The organism is Moorena bouillonii PNG, assembly GCF_001942495.1.
GTDB classification, from domain to species: domain Bacteria; phylum Cyanobacteriota; class Cyanobacteriia; order Cyanobacteriales; family Coleofasciculaceae; genus Moorena; species Moorena bouillonii.
Genome location: NZ_MKZS01000010.1, coordinates 1 through 2,630, shown reverse-complemented (window position 1 = coordinate 2,630; position 2,630 = coordinate 1). Strand labels below are relative to the sequence as shown.

Here is a 2,630-nt window from a genome sequence, read left to right as displayed (position 1 = left end):
ATTCTCAAAGTCCCCCTTTTTTAAGGGGGATTTAGGGGGATCTCCGAGGCAAGAAGACACGCCCTAACCCCTTACCAGGGATGGGCTAATGGGCATTGACATCTGGTTGGGGTCGCGGTGCATTCTCAGCACAGAAACCCTCACGGGGTGACAACAAAGCTCAAACCTAGATAGGTGTTAGGTTTTAGGTTTTAGGTGTTGGGTAAAATGAGCGCATCGGAGTCTTTCTATTTGCCAGCAATTGAAGCACTTTTAACCATACAACGTCAATGATAGTTTTAATCAATCCATCCCGCCAGGGCAATCTTACCTAAAACCTAACCCCTAAAACCTAACCCCTGTAAGATTTTAAAGAGCGCTTGTCACCCCCTGAGACAGAAACCACTCACATCCCAAAAATGCTGTGAAAATAAGCTGTAAGCATTCAGCTATCAGCTGAATGCTTTTGAATAAAATAAGCTGACGGCTGACGGCTAACGGCTGTTCGCGTAAAGATCACAATGGTGTATGACTAGATGAGAATATTTATTATCATCTGGATTGGACAATTTCTCTCCCTGATAGGTTCTCGCTTAACTGAGTTTGCCTTCAATGTCTGGTTGTTTCAAGAAACCGGCTCAGTGACCCAGTTCGGCTTACTGGTTTTGTGTGGTAGCTTGCCTAGTCTACTCATTTCCCCAATCGCAGGGGGATTTGTAGACCGCTGGAGCCGTCGCTGGACGATGATTATCGCCGATTTTTGTGCTGGTCTTTGCACCTTAAGCATGGCTTGGTTATTCATCACAGGAAACCTAGAAATTTGGCAATTGTACATCATCGAAGCTCTTAGTGCTTGCTTCAGTACCTTTCAGGCTAATGCTTATGCTGCTGCCACTACTCTGCTAGTACCAAAAGAAAACCTACCCCGTGCCAGTGGCTTAACCAGTTTGGGGCGGGGTGTATCTAAACTCATTGCACCAGTTTTAGCAGGTATATTGCTGCCCCTTGTTCACATCCCAGGCATTATTGTCATTGACTTTGCTACTTGATTTTTTGCCATTGTTCCCTTGATGGTAGTTAAATTTCAGGAGTTAAATAATCTAGAGGAAGAGACAGCGGACAAATCCTTTTGGAAGGAGGTTATCTTTGGCTGGAATTTTCTAACTACCAAACCAGGATTGCTAGCATTATTAATTTTCTTTGCTAGCAATAACTTATTTACAGGAATATTTAATGTTCTTACTACTCCCCTAGTTTTATCTCTCACCTCCCCCACTGGTCTGGGGATTGTTTTATCCATTAGCAGTTCTGGAGTAGTATTAGGTAGCCTGATGATGAGTATCTGGAAAACTCAGGAGCATTACATCAAAACTATATTTGGCTTTACCCTCCTAACAGGTTTTTTCATTCTCTTGGCCGGTTTGCGCCCTTCTCTATCTCTATTTACGGTTTCTGACTTTTGTTTGTTAGCTATATATCCGGTTATTAGCGGTTTAGTGCAAGTCATGTTTCAAAAGAAAGTACCTCCAGAGATACAGGGTAGGGTTTTTGGTTTGAAAAATCCCATTGCTACTGTCAGTTTAACCCTTGGTTATGCGATCGCTGGCCCTCTAGACGACCTGATTTTTGAACCTCTGATGGCTCCTGATGGTCTTTTAGCCGGAAATATAGGACAAATCATTGGAGTTGGCCAAGGTCGTGGAGTTGGTCTTCTAGATATTGTTATCGGTTTATTAGCAATTGTGGGAACCATTGCTGCTTATCAGTATCCTCGCCTCAGATTGCTGGAAGAGGAATTGCCCGATGCTATTCGTGATCAACCTTTTGCTAGTTCTAAGTTATAAAATTTTGACTGCATGCTGTTTCACCCGGTGGGTGGAACGGGCATCTTGCCCGTTACAATCGCGCTGGCTGTCAAAACCAAGCACGAAGAGGCGGAAAATTAGGGCGACCGCCCCTAACGCACCCTAGCAAACTACCTTATCGGGAATCTGAGGTATTTCAACACACTTTCTTTGAAGAATAAAGTGTCCTTTTAGGACACTTTATTCTAGAAGTTACATAAAGTTAGGGTGCCTAATCTTCTGGACAAGGCACAGAAGCACCATTGCTCGCACAAACCTTCCGCATCATTCCCAAATCTTCATGAGCTAGGATATGACAGTGGAAGACAAATTCGCCTTTATCTTCGCCGCCAGTGACGATTTCTTGGGTTTGAGCAAAGGGAATTCGCACTTTAACCTGCTGGCCAGGTGGCAAATCGATGTTATCCCGATATGTTAGTTCACCTATAGGTAAACGAGGAGATTCTGTAGGTTGATAAATCTCAGTAGGTGCATCAGGATTATTTTCGTATTCAGTGACCACGAAATGGGTCTGGTGAATATGGAATGTATGATGAGCTTTAGTTTGATTTATCAGAGTCCAGTCTTCAGTCTGCTCAGCATCGACTTGTATCGGTTCTGTATCAGGCTCCCCGAAAGCCTGACCATTGATTAGAAATAAACGATTCACCGGTTCGGGTTGACAATATTCAGAGTTTTCTTGATCGATGTATCCTTTTTGGCAATATTCTTCTCCTGTGATGTCACTATATACTAACGGGGGGACAGAGCGGGTATAGCCATTGTGTAGCAAGGGATACAGCAGAT

At 43.6% G+C, this 2,630-nt stretch carries 3 protein-coding genes; 2 read left to right on the top strand and 1 reads right to left on the bottom strand.

The features are described from left to right. The first annotated feature begins 515 nt into the window (after positions 1-515). Together BJP37_RS43120 and BJP37_RS43115 are read left to right on the top strand one after the other, a co-directional pair. Complete coding sequence (locus tag BJP37_RS43120) at positions 516-1,028, top strand: MFS transporter (RefSeq protein ID WP_229415623.1); 513 nt, start codon at positions 516-518, stop codon at positions 1,026-1,028. Between the two features lie 21 nt (positions 1,029-1,049). Beyond that, positions 1,050-1,823, top strand: a complete 774-nt coding sequence (locus BJP37_RS43115; RefSeq protein ID WP_229415622.1) for an MFS transporter — start codon at positions 1,050-1,052, stop codon at positions 1,821-1,823. A gap of 232 nt (positions 1,824-2,055) precedes the next feature. On the opposite strand, the gene BJP37_RS34035 is transcribed toward BJP37_RS43115, so the two are convergent. Then, on the bottom strand, positions 2,056-2,630 hold a 575-nt coding region (locus BJP37_RS34035), incomplete at its 5' end, for a multicopper oxidase domain-containing protein (protein WP_158069897.1).

What these genes read in the sequence shown, in the direction of transcription:
- BJP37_RS43120 (WP_229415623.1), top strand. Translation starts at nt 516, where the DNA reads ATGAGAATATTTATTATCATCTGGATTGGACAATTTCTCTCCCTGATA.
- BJP37_RS43115 (WP_229415622.1), top strand. Translation starts at nt 1,050, where the DNA reads ATGGTAGTTAAATTTCAGGAGTTAAATAATCTAGAGGAAGAGACAGCG.